Origin of the sequence: Rhizobium sp. 62_C5_N11_2, from assembly GCF_051811185.1 — a bacterium.
In the GTDB taxonomy this organism is placed as follows: Bacteria; Pseudomonadota; Alphaproteobacteria; order Rhizobiales; family Rhizobiaceae; genus Rhizobium; species Rhizobium leguminosarum.
Window position 1 is genome coordinate 194,510 of sequence record NZ_JBPWPW010000005.1, and the last position, 15,938, is coordinate 210,447.

At 62.4% G+C, this 15,938-nt stretch carries 20 protein-coding genes; 14 read left to right on the plus strand and 6 right to left on the minus strand.

Annotated features, from left to right (window positions below):
* Positions 1–550: 550 nt before the first annotated feature.
* The 5 genes from AB8B31_RS34515 to AB8B31_RS34535 all read left to right on the plus strand — a co-directional run bounded on the left by AB8B31_RS34515 (position 551) and on the right by AB8B31_RS34535 (position 4,504).
* Entirely contained in the window at positions 551–2,293 is a 1,743-nt protein-coding gene (locus AB8B31_RS34515) for a ParB/RepB/Spo0J family partition protein (protein ID WP_096771803.1), read from the plus strand.
* Positions 2,294–2,386: 93 nt separating this feature from the next.
* Positions 2,387–2,863 (plus strand): hypothetical protein, encoded by a 477-nt coding sequence (locus AB8B31_RS34520; protein ID WP_096771804.1) that lies wholly within the window; start codon positions 2,387–2,389, stop codon positions 2,861–2,863.
* On the plus strand, positions 2,860–3,744 hold the full coding sequence (locus AB8B31_RS34525) for a DUF7007 domain-containing protein (protein ID WP_096771805.1): 885 nt from the start codon (positions 2,860–2,862) through the stop codon (positions 3,742–3,744). Before AB8B31_RS34520 ends, AB8B31_RS34525 begins: the two co-directional genes overlap by 4 nt.
* On the plus strand, positions 3,744–4,100 hold the full coding sequence (locus AB8B31_RS34530) for a hypothetical protein (RefSeq protein WP_096771806.1): 357 nt from the start codon (positions 3,744–3,746) through the stop codon (positions 4,098–4,100). The genes AB8B31_RS34525 and AB8B31_RS34530 overlap by 1 nt, the downstream gene beginning before the upstream one ends.
* A complete protein-coding gene (locus AB8B31_RS34535; RefSeq protein ID WP_096771807.1) occupies positions 4,097–4,504 on the plus strand; it encodes a hypothetical protein in 408 nt (135 codons plus the stop codon). Before AB8B31_RS34530 ends, AB8B31_RS34535 begins: the two co-directional genes overlap by 4 nt.
* Here AB8B31_RS34535 and AB8B31_RS34540 read toward each other — a convergent pair.
* Positions 4,474–4,692 carry a hypothetical protein gene (locus AB8B31_RS34540; protein ID WP_096771808.1) on the minus strand — a complete coding sequence of 73 codons (219 nt, stop codon included), beginning with the start codon at positions 4,690–4,692 and terminating at the stop codon, positions 4,474–4,476. The genes AB8B31_RS34535 and AB8B31_RS34540 overlap by 31 nt on opposite strands.
* Before the next feature lie 179 nt (positions 4,693–4,871).
* On the opposite strand from AB8B31_RS34540, the gene AB8B31_RS34545 reads away from it, so the two are divergent.
* The 9 genes from AB8B31_RS34545 to AB8B31_RS34585 all read left to right on the plus strand — a co-directional run bounded on the left by AB8B31_RS34545 (position 4,872) and on the right by AB8B31_RS34585 (position 11,993).
* The gene (locus tag AB8B31_RS34545) at positions 4,872–5,459 is read left to right on the plus strand and encodes a hypothetical protein (protein ID WP_096772370.1); all 588 of its coding nucleotides are present in this window, start codon (positions 4,872–4,874) and stop codon (positions 5,457–5,459) included.
* Positions 5,460–5,763: 304 nt separating this feature from the next.
* A complete protein-coding gene (locus AB8B31_RS34550; RefSeq protein ID WP_096772369.1) occupies positions 5,764–6,687 on the plus strand; it encodes an ArdC family protein in 924 nt (307 codons plus the stop codon).
* A gap of 629 nt (positions 6,688–7,316) precedes the next feature.
* On the plus strand, positions 7,317–7,625 hold the full coding sequence (locus AB8B31_RS34555; RefSeq protein WP_011427435.1) for a DUF736 domain-containing protein: 309 nt from the start codon (positions 7,317–7,319) through the stop codon (positions 7,623–7,625).
* A 250-nt stretch (positions 7,626–7,875) separates the two neighbouring features.
* The gene (locus AB8B31_RS34560; RefSeq protein WP_088678666.1) at positions 7,876–8,409 is read left to right on the plus strand and encodes a hypothetical protein; all 534 of its coding nucleotides are present in this window, start codon (positions 7,876–7,878) and stop codon (positions 8,407–8,409) included.
* Between the two features lie 399 nt (positions 8,410–8,808).
* Positions 8,809–9,453 carry a hypothetical protein gene (locus AB8B31_RS34565; protein ID WP_171378200.1) on the plus strand — a complete coding sequence of 215 codons (645 nt, stop codon included), beginning with the start codon at positions 8,809–8,811 and terminating at the stop codon, positions 9,451–9,453.
* 433 nt (positions 9,454–9,886) lie between these two features.
* Complete coding sequence (locus AB8B31_RS34570; RefSeq protein WP_011427435.1) at positions 9,887–10,195, plus strand: DUF736 domain-containing protein; 309 nt, start codon at positions 9,887–9,889, stop codon at positions 10,193–10,195.
* Between the two features lie 323 nt (positions 10,196–10,518).
* A complete protein-coding gene (locus AB8B31_RS34575; protein ID WP_167669584.1) occupies positions 10,519–10,683 on the plus strand; it encodes a hypothetical protein in 165 nt (54 codons plus the stop codon).
* A gap of 333 nt (positions 10,684–11,016) precedes the next feature.
* A complete protein-coding gene (locus AB8B31_RS34580) occupies positions 11,017–11,493 on the plus strand; it encodes a hypothetical protein (RefSeq protein WP_096771505.1) in 477 nt (158 codons plus the stop codon).
* A gap of 326 nt (positions 11,494–11,819) precedes the next feature.
* Positions 11,820–11,993, plus strand: a complete 174-nt coding sequence (locus tag AB8B31_RS34585) for a hypothetical protein (protein ID WP_170961491.1) — start codon at positions 11,820–11,822, stop codon at positions 11,991–11,993.
* Between the two features lie 33 nt (positions 11,994–12,026).
* Here AB8B31_RS34585 and AB8B31_RS34590 read toward each other — a convergent pair whose 3' ends face one another.
* From AB8B31_RS34590 to traC, 5 genes are all read right to left on the minus strand, one after another.
* Entirely contained in the window at positions 12,027–12,284 is a 258-nt protein-coding gene (locus AB8B31_RS34590; RefSeq protein ID WP_096771504.1) for a WGR domain-containing protein, read from the minus strand.
* Between the two features lie 200 nt (positions 12,285–12,484).
* Positions 12,485–12,946, minus strand: a complete 462-nt coding sequence (locus AB8B31_RS34595) for a thermonuclease family protein (protein WP_210259757.1) — start codon at positions 12,944–12,946, stop codon at positions 12,485–12,487.
* A gap of 371 nt (positions 12,947–13,317) precedes the next feature.
* On the minus strand, positions 13,318–15,294 hold the full coding sequence (gene traG, locus AB8B31_RS34600) for a Ti-type conjugative transfer system protein TraG (RefSeq protein ID WP_096771503.1): 1,977 nt from the start codon (positions 15,292–15,294) through the stop codon (positions 13,318–13,320).
* Complete coding sequence (gene traD / locus AB8B31_RS34605; protein WP_040140151.1) at positions 15,287–15,502, minus strand: type IV conjugative transfer system coupling protein TraD; 216 nt, start codon at positions 15,500–15,502, stop codon at positions 15,287–15,289. The genes traG and traD overlap by 8 nt, the downstream gene beginning before the upstream one ends.
* Before the next feature lie 4 nt (positions 15,503–15,506).
* Positions 15,507–15,803, minus strand: a complete 297-nt coding sequence (gene traC, locus AB8B31_RS34610) for a conjugal transfer protein TraC (protein WP_088395915.1) — start codon at positions 15,801–15,803, stop codon at positions 15,507–15,509.
* Positions 15,804–15,938 lie beyond the last annotated feature (135 nt).

Genomic DNA, 15,938 nt, shown 5'->3' on the forward strand with positions numbered 1-15,938 from the left:
GATTTTGGAAGCGCTGCAGCATTCACATAGCTGCAGTGCACAAAAAGTGTTTTCCAAGTGGTCAAAATTCGAGCATAGTGCACACAGCTGATGCACATGGCGGCTTTCCTCCCAGTTCCGCCGCAGCAGCTGTTCCCCTCTGGAGGTTTATTGACCTTCACACTTCATGGGCCGCGGTTTCCGCTGGCCCATTTTTTTATCTCCCATCTATCCCGATCGACATCCAGTCGCTTGCAAGCCGATGCGTTTTTGCAGGCCGGCGGCGTCAGCCGCCGAAATGAGAAGCAGGCAAGGGAGAAAAGGAGGAAGAGGGAGATGAACCGGTCGCAGAGCAGTCGGCTGGTCGCCGCTTCCGCTCAACCGCCGCCTCCGCATCCCGCCACTCGTCCTTCGCAGGGCTGTAAGCCCCGCTCGTCCTTCGCGGCAGCGATGCTCGGCCGCAGTTGCACCCAGCCGCCCGCTCGGCGGTCCGGAAAGTGTCTTCGGAAAGAATGAAGACGCGAGAAGGGCAGGCAGAGGGCCGTGTCCAATCCCCGACAAGGAGCATCCCATGCAACTGATGAAGGTCGATCCGCGTGCGCTGAAGGACAACCCCGACAACACGCGCCAATCGAAGTCGACGCCGCAGGCCGACGCCCTGCTTTTGGCGACGATCAAGGCCGTCGGCGTGATCCAGCCGCCGGTCATTTTCCCGGAAGTCGGCGGCAACGGTTACATCATCGAAGCCGGTCACCGGCGCACTCGAATGGCGATTGCCGCCGGTCTCGAGGAAATCGACGTGATCGTCGTTGAGGCGGCCAACGACAACGGCGCCATGCGCTCGATGGTCGAGAACATTGCGCGCGAGCCGCTCAATCCGGTCGACCAATGGCGGGGCATCGAGCGGCTGGTCGCGCTCGGCTGGACCGAGGAGGCGATCGCGGTGGCGCTCGCGCTTCCCGTCCGCCAGATCCGCAAGCTTCGTCTGCTCGCCAACGTGCTGCCTTCCATGCTCGACCAGATGGCGAAGGGGGACATGCCCAACGAGCAGCAGCTAAGGACGATCGCGGCCGCATCGTCCGAAGAGCAGAAAGAGGTCTGGAAAGCCCATAAGCCGAAGAAGGGCGACACGGCGGCCTGGTGGCAGATCGCCAACGGCCTCTCGAAAACCCGCATGCATGCCCGCGACGCAAGTTTTGGCGACGATCTTCGCCTCGCGTACGGTATCGAGTGGGCCGAGGACCTGTTCGGCCCTGCCGACGAGGACAATCGCTACACCACCAATGTCGAAGCCTTTCTCGGCGCCCAGCAGGAGTGGATGGCGAGCAACCTTCCGAAGAAGGGCGCCATCGTCGAGGTCAACAATTGGGGCCAGCCGGAACTGCCCAAGAAGGCCGAACGCGTCTACGGCAAGCCGGCCAAGGGCGATTGCACCGCGATGTATCTCGATCGCGACGGCAAGGTGCAGAGCGTCCACTACCGGATGCCGGAGGCAAGGAAAACCGAAGGGCGATCCGGTCCGGCCGGCAACGCTTCGACGGAGGCCGACGACGACACCGATGTCGTCGGGAAGACCAGGCCCGAGGTCACGCAGAAGGGCCAGGACATGATTGGCGATTTCCGTACCGATGCGCTGCATGAGGCGCTCGCCCGGGCGCCGATCGAGGACGACATGCTGATGGCGCTCCTGGTCATGGCGTTTGCCGGCACCAATGTTCGGGTCGATTCCGGTGCCAACGACACCGTGTTCGGATCGAAGCGTTTCCAGCGTCATGTCGCGCGCCTCTATTCCGCAGACGGACGCTTGTCGTTCGACATGGACGGCGTGCGTGTCGCCGCCCGCTCCGTTCTCATCGACGTGCTCTCATGCCGGCGCGGCATGTCGAACAGTGGCGTCGTCTCGCGCATTGCCGGTGACGCGATCGGCGCGGACGCTTTCCTTCCAAACATGGGCACCGAGGATTTCCTGCTTTGCCTGTCGCGTCAGGCGCTCGAAGCCGCCGCCAAGTCGGTCAATCTCGTCCCGCGGGCACGGGTCCGCGAAACCCGCGCGGCACTTATCGGTCACTTCGCGGCCGATGCTGCCTTCGTCCTTCCGGCGGCGCTGTTTGCGCCTGACCCGAAGGACATCGCAGATCTTATGAAGCACGCCGATGATCTCACCGGCGACGACGGCGACGGTGCTGAGGGCGAGAACGTCGGTGTCGACAGGTTCGATCCAACAGCGACGGGACATGGCGATCCCGTCGCCGAACCCGTGGGTGATGCCGCCTCCGACGAGGAGGAAACCGCCTACGGGATCGCGGCGGAATAGCCGCCCCCGTCCTTCTCCGCCTGATCTTCCGCCGCCGGTCCTCCCGGCGGCGGTTTCGTTTCCACCACCCACAAAAACCTGAAGGAGGATGCGATGTCCGCGTCTCTGATTTATGACCTCGCCCCGATCGGCTCCATCGTCGCCTGGTCGGATGGTACCCCACGACCGCCCGAGCGCCACAGGAAGAAACTGTCCGCTTGGCAAACACGCAATAGCCAGGGCCGGCTGATCCGCAAGGAAGGCGAGCGCTGCGTCGGCAACACCAGTCTGACACCGTGTTTCACGCTGCATGAAGGCGATCTCGGCGCAAATGGCATCATCACCGTCCGTATCCACCGGACCTTTTCGCTCGATAGCGGCCTGACATTCAAAGTCGTCGAGCGCCCCGCGCTTGGATCTGTTCGCGTCTTCGATCGCCCCGGCGCCAATGCCGAACTCGTTCACCTGGCCGACAATCGGCAGGCGGCCGCGGAATGGCTCACCCGGCACGGCTATCCGCATGCCGTTCTCGAGGAGGCGACTGCCGACGAGGTCGCCGCAGATGAGATCGAAGGGAGGGCTGCGGCATGACTATGCTTTCTTCTGACTCCAACGAAGTCTCCGCCCCTGACGCGTCGGGGGCGGAGTTCGGCAGAAGCGCCGACGGCATGGCTGTCGCACATGTCGGCGATCTCGTCTTCGCGATGGTTCCGGCCCGGGATGGCCAGTATTTTCTCGCCAGCGCCTGGCGCGTGTCACGGCCGCTTGCGGAACTGAAGCGCGATGATTTCTATTCGCACTACGGCTCTGTTGAGGGCGAAGCCGCTTTCCGAAACCGCATGATCGAACAGGCCGGGCATAGCCGCGAACTGCGGCTCCTATCCCGCCAGACCGTCCGGGTGACCTGCAGCACGCCATGGGGTCCGTCGCAGGGCGCCACCGTCTACGCCGATGGAATTGTCTGCCATACGACGGCAGGTCACGGTGGCTTCAGGCTCTCTGACGCCAGCAATGCCAAGGTCCACCCGATGCTCAGGACAGATGGCGGCTGGTATGAAGAGGACGCTGCCTGGGCAATCGTCGCACTCACCTTTCCGGACCTGTTCACGACCTATGAGCGCAAGTGCGCCGATAAGACTATCCGCGACAGCTGGCCGGACGCCTGGGAAACGATCTTCGGTCGGGCGCTCGCCCCCGGCGAGTCTTACCAGAGAGACGCCCAGGCATTCGCACGAGAGCATGCCGGCGACTGGATCGTCACCGCGGCACTTCGTTCGGACCATCACACTGGTATGATCGAGGTGATCGCCACCATCGGCGGCGCGCGCGGCGAGCGAGTGGAAGAGCGCCGCTTCCTGGTGCAGAGCGACGAATATGCGGCCGGCCGCTTTGGCTTCGTCATCGATGAGACACGGCATGCCGCCTATGAGGGTTCCTCCAGCTTCGCCGCCTGGCGCGGGAGGGCGTCGTAATGTCCAACTCCGAGCAACGCGCCGGGCAGTTTACCAGAATGGAATCGGCGCGACGGCAGACCCAGCACCAGCTCGATCTGATCGACCGGCAGATCATGCGACGCATGATCACGATCATTCCCCAGCTTGGTCGCCGTCACTCCGGCTATCGCCGCGGCAAGGCGCCGGAAGCAGGCGCCTTTCTCGAACGCTACCGGGCCAACCTGGCAGCGATCACCGCCGAGCGTCAGCCGGAAATCGATGCGCTTTCGAGAAAACTCGCCCGACAGGATGCGGCAATCGCGGCGCTGCGGGCGAGAGCCGGGTCCGACGGCACAGTCGTGGCTGCTACCGGTCCGGGAGGCAGGACGCCATGAGCACGATCGGAGACCTGGAGCGAAGAGCAGGCATCGGCGCATCACCGGCGGAGCGCACCGCTTTCTGGCTGCAGTTCCATCACCTCGAAGGCGAAGCCTGCCTCAATGCCGGTGTCGCGGAACTCAGGCGGTTGATCGCTCTAAGGGAAGCACCGGCGGATCCCAGACCAAAAACGCGCACCGTTCGTCGCACACGCGAAACGCTGCCGCCTTTGACGCCGGAACAGGAAGCAGCACTTCAGGCCTATGCCGCCAGGAATGGAAGGCGCTGGAAATCGATCCTCAACAACGCCTGGATGGGCGGGCCGCCGTATGATGACGGCGGTCTGCTTCGTGGACTTCGCAACTCGCACGGTCCCACCTGGCTACAATCCTACCGGTTGCCGAAGCCGGCCAAGCGATAGGTCGAGCGCTTGACGTCGGTGAGCTGGAAAGGCTCAGGCAAGCGGGCGGGCCTGTCGTTTCGTTCGAGGACATCATAGTCCCGCGCCTTGCCGGATCGCCCTTCGGTTTTGCTGCGGTCTGAACCGGCGGCCGTGCGCTTCAAGGCCGCTGTCGCGCCGCGGGGCGGCCGGACCCCGCCGTCCTTCACGGATCAGGCTCGCGTGCTCGTTCGCGGGCAGTTTGCCCTCGTCGCCCGCAAACCGGCTCCGCTCGTCCAGGCAGGACCGGACCCTGAAACGCCCGTCTTCCGCCGGTTGGAATGACCGCACCGAAGGGCAAGCCGGCATGGGCCGGAGCCCGATCGGACGACCTCGAAAGGAAACGATCATGGCCAAGTCCGCACCCTCCTCTCGCCAGTCTGCCCGCGTCGTGCAACTGCGCAAGGGCGCCACTATAGAAATGGTCCGGCTGACATGCCCGGACGCCAGCCAGGCGGTGAAGATCGCCGAGAGTTTCGGCACGGCGGTCATCGACAGCGACGGCATTCGCGACCTGCACGAACGGCTCGTCATCGAGACCGCCGATGCGCTCGGTGAGGGCCTGGGCGACAAGGCGATGCAGATCCACCTGCAGCGGATCGTCGGCGCCTTCGTCGGCTCTGCCCACGGCGCCGGGCAGTTCTACAGCCGCGCTGTCACCGAGGCGCGCGATGCCACCGCCAAGGCCGCCAACGATGCCCGCGACGAGGATCTCGACGGCCCCGTCGGCTATGACAGCGCCGCCCAGCGCAAGCGCGAATTCGCCGCCGACATGGGCATACAGGCCCATTCGCTCAGAATGGCGGCCGAAGGCGCCGTCGCCGCCTATGCCCAGGTGATCGGCGAGACCTGGAAGCCTTTCGACCGGCCGGTCGAGCAGCCGGGTCATTCGCTCAGCCGCAAGGCCGCTGAAGCCCAGATCTCGGCCTTCGACTAGGCCGTGCCGGCGGGGCTCCGGCCCCGCCTCTCGACAAACGCGTGAACGGCAGGTTCCATGGCGGAGCCGGCCTGTTTTCGTGTCGCTGACGCGGCCAATAGGGAAACGGAAATCAGGCGGATGGCACGCCCTTCACGGCCCGTTCCGTTCGTCGGGTCTGCAGGAGCCACCGGCAGATGCAACGGCTCCGCCGTCCTCCACTGAAGTTCCGGCCGTTCCGGTGCATCGGCCGGCTGATCGGCTCCTGCCTTCTGCCCTCCGTAACGGGCCGCGACGGGCGCGGCCTCAAAACGGAGGCTTGAAGATGAGCAATACGGAGAAACAGCGGGTCGATCTTTATACCCGGATCACGGACAGAATCGTTGAGGATCTGGCGAAGGGCGTGCGGCCGTGGATGAAGCCATGGAACGCCGAGAACACGACCGGCCGTATTACCCGGCCGCTGCGTCATAACGGGCAGCCGTATTCCGGCGTCAACGTGCTGCTTCTTTGGTCGGAGGGCAGCGCCCGGGGATATACGTCATCCACGTGGATGACGTTCAAGCAGGCCCTCGAACTGGGTGCTGCCGTCCGCAAGGGCGAAACAGGCGCCACGGTCGTCTTCGCCAGCCGTTTCACCAAGTCCGAAACCGACGGGAACGGCGGCGAGGTCGAGCGGGAGATTCCTTTCCTGAAGGCGTACAGTGTCTTCAACGTCGAACAGATCGACGGACTTTCCGACCAGTATCATCACCAGCCGGCTCCGGTTCTCGATCCCGTCGAGCGCATCGAGAATGCCGATCGGTTCTTCCGCAACACCGGTGCTTCAATTCGCCATGGCGGCAACCAGGCCTTTTTTGCGCCGGCCGCCGACATCGTCCAGATGCCACCATTTGAGAGCTTCAAGGATGCGGCAAGCTACTACGCGACCTTGAGTCACGAGGTCACCCATTGGACGGCGCCGGGCCATCGCCTCGGCCGCGACCTCAGCCGCTATGACGAGGACAAATCCGAGCGGGCGCGAGAGGAACTGATCGCCGAACTCGGCAGTTGCTTCCTGTGCGCCGATCTCGGCATTGCTCCCGAGCTCAGGCCCCGCCCTGATCACGCCTCGTACCTCGACTCCTGGCTCAAGGTCCTGAGCGACGACAGGCGGGCGATCTTCCAGGCGGCGGCGCATGCGCAACGGGCCGTAAGTTTCCTGCATGGCCTACAGCCCGAACGTGCCGACGACCGGCTCGCTGCCTGAGGACTTTAGCGTCGGTCGTTGGTCTCGCCAGCGGCCGGCAACTGTTCAGGCCTCAACGTGGGGAGCGTGTCGGGATCAGCCGTGAGATCCAATTTGCCCCAGATCGAGGTTTTCCGGTCGATCGGCTTGAGCTTCCGGGATGGCTTGATTTCGACGATGGGCGACGATTCGCGAGCACGACGATAGCCCGAAGAACGGCCAACGCAACGCCCTTGCTTGGCTGTTCCCGGACGTTTGATTTTGACATGTGGACGGGGCGGCGAGCCCACCGTTGCAGGGATCCGGCAGGCAGTCGGGGCGCAGCTGCCATCGCCATATTCCCTTCCGCCGCAGATCAGGCCACGTCCTTCGCGGGCTCGATGAGGCGTGTCTGATCGAAAACCGGCTTCGCCTCGATCGTCCTCCCGCAACGGCCTTGCAAAACTTTCTTCCCCTGAGCGCGGTGCGCCCATTCCTCGCGGAACAACAAAGTTTTTCCTGGCCGCCCTCCATTTCATTCCGGCCCTACGAGCCACCCCATTGCGCAGGCGCAACAGGGACCCCGGGGGTGCGGTCCGATCGTCCCCGATCCTTGCGACAGCCATCGAGGCCGCGATGGGCGCGGCCCGAAACAGCAAAGGAATACGACAATGGCAACCATCGGCACCTTCACCTCCACCGAAACCGGCTTCAACGGCTCGATCCGCACCCTCGCCCTCAACGTCAAGGCCCGCATCGCCCGCATCGAAAACCCCTCCGACAAGGGCCCGCACTACCGCATCTACGCCGGCAACGTCGAACTGGGTGCGGCCTGGCAGAAGCGCTCCGAGCAGGATCGCGACTACCTCTCGGTCAAGCTCGACGACCCGAGCTTCCCCGCTCCGATCTACGCGACGCTCACCGAGGTCGAGGGCGAGGACGGCTACCAGCTGATCTGGTCCCGCCCCAACCGGGACTGAGATCCGGACAGGCCCCGCCGCCGAGGCGGGGTCAACCGGCGACAAAGATAAGCCGTCGGCAGGCATCGAGCCTGCCGACGGCTTTTTCGGTGCCATGCGTGACCGGAAGTGTCTGATTATGTGAGCAAGGGCAAGCAGAACTTGAGATGAAGAGGCGCGTTTGATTTAATGCGCTGCTCCCAGGGCAAGCCACCCTAACAGGGCCGTCAACGAGCGCGTCTTTTTTCTGATTTAGCCGAGTTTCAATTTGATGGCCGAAAACGATATTCAAGTCAGCCTCGAAAACTGCCTTCAGTTACTGGTAGGGCTGCCATTAAGCATTGCCCGCAACGCTGCGGACATGAAGGTTTTCCATTTTGGTACCATTCGACCGCATCCCTCAGGCAGAGGGACTGTCGGGGCCTATGCACTGCATGTTCAATGCCCGTGGCGCTTCGTTGACGAGAAGACAATAGTCACAGGGACATCAGATCGTTTCGTCGAGCCGGCTGAAGGAACGGAGCCAAACGATGACGACCCTAAATCGGGAAACTTACAGCTCATCAAAATTGCATCTCTGCTGAAAGGCTACGACGCGGAGACAAACTCCTTCGTGAACGCCACAGAGCAACTCGTCGTCATAGCCGTTAACACAGATAACTACGGCGGGGCCGACTTCTTGCTGTCAGGTGGTTACCGCCTGCAGGTTTTCCCGGATGGTTCACTTGGTGAGGATTGGCGCTTTGTCGAGCTTCAAGGCCGCCATGTCGTTATCGAAGGCGGTCGCGTACAGGTTAACGGATAGCAATCTAATCTCAACAGCCGCTCGTCGGAGTTTTTCAACGGTATCTGCCATAAGCGGACGTAACTCGTTCGACGTCACAATGAACGTAAGGTCATGTTGGATAGAAATACTGTGAAAGGAAGGCAGAGAATGGATCATTTCGATATACTTGGCCGCAGCATTGCCGACCCAGTTGTCGAGTCTTATCTTGCCCATCACGAGAAGCTTGACCCTATCGATTTTCGTACGAATGCGGAGATGGGATTTTTCGGCGGTTTCGATAGCGGTTTCGGTCTGCAGGTGGAAAGCCTTTCCGCATACATTGCCGAATTCGAAGAGGTGCGGTCAAGACGCCTGTCGGACGGCGAGGAGAGGATTGTCTCTCGCCTGTCATTTACCGGGCCGGATGCGATCAGGGCAGTGCAACGCGCCTATTCGTCGGCGTTGCCATTCGGTCTGACGTTCGGAGACAGCAGCGACATCGTGGCCGAGAAGCTCGGGACGGGCCCGTTTCGAGAAGGCAAGAGCAGCACGCTGCCGGAATATTCAGCCGAACGCTTCGTTCACTCATATGCTGTCGGCAATATAGTCGCGATCGCAAAATATGACTCCGACTTGCGGCTGATGGCGGTTTATCTGATGCAGGCTGACCGCACCATGCTCAAGGCCACGCGCCGAAAGGCGTCCTTGCCCAAGCAGAAGATCATGCCAGGGAATATCGATAAAGTCGAAGCATTGCGGGTCCAGATGCCGACGCAGCGCTGGCGGGAGTCCATGGCCGAGGGAGACGAGCTTTTCAACGCGGCCGATATCGCCACGGCTGAAACGGCGCTGAATGGGTTCATCGACACGGTGAAGGCCGCAACCAGCCAGCGGGATGCGCAGGCAATCCAGGCAGCGGTCAAGGACATCGTTCTTGCGATCAATGAGATCCACGGCAGAAGCGGGATGATCGAAACACTGGAGCGCGACGAACTTGGTGTCCTGATCGAGGCGGTCGTAAGGGCCTCGGGCTTCAGCCTCCCGGATGATGAAGATATCACCGCCGAATGGCGGGAGTGGTAACGAGACCCGTGTCGCGGAAATCCCTGATTTTCGCTACGGGGGCGGCAAGCGTCGTGTTACGGATGTTCCCTTGATGACGGCAGGATCCGGCAGGCAGTCGGAGCGCGGCTGCCATCGTCATATACCTTCCGCCACTGAGCCGAGCCACGTCCTTCGCGGGCTCGATGAGGCATGTCTGATCGAAAACCGGCTTCGCCTCGATCGTCCTCCCGCAACGGCCTTCCAAAACTTTCTTCCCCTGAGCGCGGTGCGCCCATTCCTCGCGGAACAACAAAGTTTTTCCTGGCCGCCCTCCATTTCATTCCGGCCCTACGAGCCACCCCATTGCGCAGGCGCAACAGGGACCCCGGGGGTGCGGTCCGATCGTCCCCGATCCTTGCGACAGCCATCGAGGCCGCGATGGGCGCGGCCCGAACAGCAAAGGAATACGACAATGGCAACCATCGGCACCTTCACCTCCACCGAAACCGGCTTCAACGGCTCGATCCGCACCCTCGCCCTCAACGTCAAGGCCCGCATCGCCCGCATCGAAAACCCCTCCGACAAGGGCCCGCACTACCGCATCTACGCCGGCAACGTCGAACTGGGTGCGGCCTGGCAGAAGCGCTCCGAGCAGGATCGCGACTACCTCTCGGTCAAGCTCGACGACCCGAGCTTCCCCGCTCCGATCTACGCGACGCTCACCGAGGTCGAGGGCGAGGACGGCTACCAGCTGATCTGGTCCCGCCCCAACCGGGACTGAGATCCGGACAGGCCCCGCCGCCGAGGCGGGGTCAACCGGCGACAAAGATAAGCCGTCGGCAGGCGTCGAGCCTGCCGCCGGCTTTTTCGGTGCGATACGGAACCGGAATTTGTCTGCTCAGTGGAGGCTATCGTGCCGGGAAGAAATGCCTGCCTCGAGGACGAGCGGTGCCCCCAATTTTGCCTTCGCTCCGGTGCGCCCTCCACTCCGACAAAATCGGCTCCCCCACTCGCCGGCTCCGCCGGTCGCTTCCGCGCTCCTTGACCCCGTCATCTCTTCCCGCCCCGCCGTCTCGTCTTTCACGAACTCAAGGAGATGAGACGATGACCATCGAACAGCACATCGAGGAGCTGCGGGCCGAGTTGAGGAACGCCTGCGACGCCGTCGAGCGGCGCCAGGTCGAAGCGGAGCTTCAGCTCGCCCAGGCTGATCTGGCCGTGGCGCTTGCCGAACAGGACGGCATCATCGAAGCCGAGCCGCCCTTCTGAGGCGGCTCTCATTCTGCTGGATCATGAGCCGGTCCGCCGGATCGACCGGCCTCCCGGCTGTCAGGAGTTTCCCCTCGACACTCTCACCGGCTCGCGCCGGATACGGTCACGTCCCCTCCAGGGCCGTGGGTCTCTTCTCTCTCTGACCTCCTATTTTACTCCAGCAAATCCGGCGTCAAGGACGGCGCGGTTCCCCCAATTTTTCCGCCGCTGCGTTGCACTTCGCTTCTCGGAAAAATCGGTTCCCCCGCTTGCGAGCCGCGTCCCGCGGTCCTTGACCCCTCTTTGCCACGGAGTGGCCGATCTCCGTCATCAAGATGAGGAGATCACACAATGACATCTGACCATAACCTTGCGCTCTACACCAAGCTTTCCGGTTTCCGGCTTGTCGTCCTGGCGAACCGGTTCGGCCGCGACAGCGAATTCTCGCGAGAGCTTCATGATCGCCTGCTCGAAGGACTGGAGGCAGCAATTGGGCGCGTGCGGATTATCATGGCGCTGGAGCGCAGCGTTCTCATCGCGGAGTACCGGCTTGAGGGTGAGGCTGAGATCTTCGGGCGCTTCACCATCAACCTGATGGATGAGCTCGACATCGATTTCGACACGCACGAATTCCGCATCAACGGCGGCGATTGGTCCAGCGCTTTGACGGCTGACTATACCGGCGTCGACATCGACTATCCGAAGCTGATTGCGCTCACCGACGTCGAACTCGGCTCACTTGCGCCGATCATCAAGGATATCACACGCGAAACCGGTATCGCTGTAAGCGCCTCCCGTGTCAGCTACATCAGGTGCCCAGCATCATAATCAATCCGTCGGCGGGCTCGACCATCCGGAGGGCGGCGAGAGCGGCCCTTCGTTGCGCTGCCTGCGAGACCATCGCAATGATGGCGAGAACGGCCAGCTGAGCCTCTTCCTTTCGACCTGCCGTCATCTATCATCGGGGATGCTGCAGCCCCTGCGTCGCGACGCAACCTGCCGCCGCCAGAATTTTCCCCGCCGCCTTCTGCGGCTCCTCGCCGATCAAAATTCAGTCGCCGGCAAGTCCGTTCGTTGCGGCCCTCTGGGTGCGCCCCTCCTTTCCGGTCCGCCGCTTATCCTCGCGATGACCGCAATTCGAAAGGAGAAATACCATGCAACAGCTCGCCAAATTCCTCGCCGCCACTGGCCGCCGGCTCCGCGCCCTCGGCAAAGTGATCAGCCACTTCTTCCGCAAGGGGAAAATCGGCCTGAAGCTTGCGATCAAGATCCCGTTCTTCCTCGATATCGAGGTGTCCTTCGAGACCGATTGGGACCGGCGCCGATGAGGCGCCCACATGGCCCGCTTCGACGGGCCTTTCTCAACTCGCCACAGAGGCGCGCGGGCGGTAACCGCGTTTTCGCTTTTGTCGGAGCAGATCGAGAAACAGCCGCACGGCTTCTTCTTCCCGTCCGAAATGATGGATCATCGTCTGACCCTTTGCGCCAATGCGCCCCCATTTCCTGAGCAGGCAAACATCGCCGAAGAGGTTCGGTTCGATCGACATGGCATAGTAGCGCGCCATGTTCTTCGCTACATCGGTGCGTTCGACATAGAGGTGATAGGGCTGTGCGATCATGAGACCAGAATCGCCGATCCCCGGAATCGCGTCCAACGACAGTTATGAATCGGTCGGCGTTGATCGATTCATATCGGTGATGATAGGCGAAAACTCGCATTGTGTTTGGGCGAGACGCCTGCGGCGCACGGCTCTAGTCGCGGCGCTCACGGAGCCCGCACACGGTCTCCGCCCCATGGGCGACGATCCTCTCGCGGCACTCAGCCGCACCATCCATGTCTTGCGCCGTCCCAGCGTCTGGCGAGACCCTCATCGATAAGTGTGTCGCCGATCGAGTGTCCCGATCGCGTTACGGTCCGGAGCTTGCGGCCATACTTGTCTTCGTCGCGCCAGCCGGCCGTCAGTGAGAAGTTGCCTCCATTCAGCAGCGCCAGCAGGCGTGCCTTCGCCGCCTCGCCTTTGATCCGTTCCGCCTCGCAGCGCGGCGGGCTGAGTTCCGGCGTGTCGATATCGGCAATGCGGATTTTCTGGCCCTGGAACCAGAACGTGTCGCCGTCGACGACACAATTCACATGACGGCCGTCGCCGCAGATTGAAAACGCGGCCGACGATGAGTCCGCTGCCGGTGTCTTGGCCACGGCCGGCAGTCCGGGGAGGCTGCCGGCGCCGCCAAAGGCAAGCCAGCCTGCCGCAGCAATGACAATAGCTGAGATGACTGCCATCAGCGATATGCGTGGACCCTTCCATCCCGTTCGGGATTTTCTCTGCGGGCTACGGCGATCGTTCTTGCCGCCGGATTTCCGCGGCCTTCTGAACGGAACCACATTCGATTTCGCCACCTGCCCGCTCCCTTCCTGTTTGCCTCATCCTATATCGACCCCGGTTTCATCTGCGTTTACGGAGACGCACGGCCTCGACCTGCAGTCGGGCCGGCAATATGGTGTGCGGGAGCGGGGCGCAGTCGGTCCCGCCTCCCCTCCGGGCCACTATGTTGAGGCTCCTGCGGCTGCGCTGTTTCCCGCTCCTCGCACGACGAGAATTCCCGAAATCCCGCCCTTTCGTGCGGCCGCTATGCTGATTTCTCCGATACTCTTCATTGTTCTGGATCGGCCTTGCTCGTTGCACTGCGCGCCGGCTCGATCCGAGAGGCTTCCGGCGTGCCTCTGAGCCTGTGAAACCTGTTCGTCCCAACGCAAGCCTTCATGTCGTCGCGCCGAAACCAGATCGCGCGGCCACATCTGAGCGGCGCATTGCCCGCGGTAAAGACGATCTGCTCATCGGCGCGCATGCGAAGCACCTCGTGCGGCTGGATCAACGGTCGCGCGGCCAGCTGCTTCGATCGCGTGCGCGAGGATCCCTTCGCCTGGAAACTGCGGCTGACCTGGTCGATCTCGACCGTCGTCGTGCCGCAACGGCGCGAGATGTAATCCGCCGTTTCCGGATCGTTGATCGCCGCAAAACTGATCCAGCTCGCGCTCTCGAACCACTTGCTGGCGGCGTCGCGCCCGCCATAGGTTTCGCGCATCTGGCCGATCGACTGGTAGATCATGGTGAGCGTGATGCCGTACTTTCGGCCGGCATCGCGCGCCGTTTCCAGGATCCGCATGTATCCGAGCCGCGCCACCTCATCGAGGAGGAAGAGCGCTCTGCCGGGCATAGTCCCATTACGGTTATATATCCCGTTGAGGAACGAGCCGATAATGACGCGCGCGAGGCCGGCATGCGTCTCCAGTGTTTTCAGATCGATGTTGATAAAGACGTCGGTGTTCCCATCGGCGAGATCGCCCGTGGAAAACGTCCTACCCGAAACCAGCGCGGCATAGTTCGAATACGACAGCCAGTGGGTTTCCTTGATCGCGTTGGCATAGACGCCAGAGAAGGTTTCGGGTGTCATATTGACGAAGGCCGCGACGTTCTCCTTGACGAAATCCGAGTCCGAATTGTCGTAGATCTCCTGCAGACGTTGCCGCAACTTCGGTTCGGGCTCAGAGAGATTGGCGCGAACCTGGCGCAGCGTTTGGTTTTCCTTCTCCGTGTGACCGGAGAGACAAACATCGGCGATCATCGCCGTCAACAATTGCAATGCCGAGGCTCGGAAGAAATCATCGCGCACGCCGCGCGCGCCGCCACTGTCGCTCATGATCCATGAGGCGACGGAGGCGATATCCTCTTCCTTCGTCCCGCCGAACTTGCCGATCCAGTCCAGGGCATTGAAGCCTGTTGCCGGGTTCTTCGGGTCGAGGACAAACAGATCCCGGTTCGCGCTCGTCCGGTGGGCTGAGACCATCGGCGCCACCTCGTTCGATGGATCGAGAACGATCAGCGAGCCGCCCCATTTCAGAGCGGTCGGGATCGTCACCGATGTTGTTTTGAAACCGCCCGAACCGGCGAACACGATACCGTGCGACGAACCGAACGAGCCGTCGAAGCAGAGCAGCGGTGATTTGCCGCCGGCGCCCCATGTTTCCGGCTCGTCGGCACGAAACGAGCGCGCTGCGGTGCTGTCCTTGTCGACACGGTATCGCTCACCGATCACGATTCCGCCGGTATCCGAAAACAGGTTTGCCGCTTCCGGCAGCTTCATCCACTCGGCCTCGCCATGCAGCGCCCGCTTGCCGCGGACGCGCTTCGGCTCGGCGCTGGCGAATGCCGCATTGCCGGCCAACGCGACACGCAGAGCAAAGCATGCGGCAATCGCCGCCGCCGCCGCTCCGATCAGCGTCGCCGGATCGACATAGGAGAAAATGGACATACCGGCCGGAACCTTATCGGTGAGCGCAGACAACCTCATCGTTTCGCGAATTGCGGCGATCAGGATCGTCGCCGCACCGCCGGCGACGACGCCCCATCCAGCCGTCTTGATCCTGATCGCGCCGGCGCTGGCAAACAGGAAGACGATGCCGACGAGCCCTGCACTGACATAAGGCAGCGCGATCCCGGCCCGACCAAGCGTCTGCCGTGCGGCTTCCGTTTTTCCGAGCCCGGACAGCCAGTGCTCGATCCCGGTCAAACCAGCGGCGACGAGAATCATGAGCGCGACGGGGGCGATGAAGAGCATGATCCTACTCATCGGCTTTCCCAAAGGCCTCCGCACCGATTGCCAGAAGCCGCGATCGTTCCTGTACATTGGTTTTGAGCCGCTCGCTCAAATCGATCAGCGCGCCCAGCAGAAGCGCCCGCTTCTCGTAGCGAAGACCGGCTTTGACGATCAGACCGCCAAGCTCGATCTTCTCCCGCGTGTCCTTCTTGCGGGCGTCGGATATTGTCGTGCGCGCCATCCGCTCAAGCCTCAGCAGTCCCGCCCGCAGGCGCGACAGACGGGTTCTGCGTGGACGGTGCGCTGCTTTCGCCGACGTCAGCTCCCCTCTTCCCTCCGGTCGTCGCGGCCTTTCCTCCGCGAAACCGTTTGGCCAGATCCTCGAAGGCGCCCTGCAGCTCCGCCTCGTCGATCTCGATGTCGCCAAGTCCAGCCTTGAGGGCGATCCGGCCGATGCGCTCTGCCTCACGGGTCTCGGCGGCCTTGAGCTGCTCCTGGAGCTTGGCGATTTCGTCGCGGATTTTCGAGGATGGCTTCTTCATTCCGTCTAACTCCCTTGGGTGAGAAAGCTTGTCTTTCGTACCCAATGTCCCGGAGGTGAGTGCGGAACGCACTACTGTGAATCCTACAATCGCCAAGGGCGATGCTTTCGTGAATGATCCCGGCCGTTCCGAAGG